At 65.1% G+C, this 229-nt stretch carries 1 protein-coding gene; it reads left to right on the top strand.

What is annotated here, in order from left to right; genetic code table 11:
• On the top strand, window positions 1-229 hold a 229-nt coding region (locus tag ACLJNW_RS29215), incomplete at both ends, for a hypothetical protein (protein WP_410962170.1).

Here is a 229-nt window from a genome sequence, read left to right as displayed (position 1 = left end):
CCTCCGGACCGTTCGAATTTGCCGTGCGAGAACGAGTGGTGCGGCTGTCGGCGTTCCGCCACTCCGCATTCGTCACCATCCATCGCGTCGAGCGCATGAGGCACCCCTCCCGCCTCTTCGTGGTCGGTGATGTCCCACCGGGCAGTCGATTGCGGGACCTGCTCAGTCGATCGACGTCCGCGCCGCCGACGTCATGGTCGATCGAAGTCGTCAAGGGACTGCTCGAGAG

Source organism: Salmonella sp. SAL4457, from assembly GCF_046548235.1.
GTDB lineage: Bacteria > Pseudomonadota > Gammaproteobacteria > Enterobacterales > Enterobacteriaceae > Salmonella > Salmonella enterica.
The sequence above is the reverse complement of the archived record's forward strand: the minus strand, read 5'-3'. Positions and strand labels throughout refer to the sequence as shown.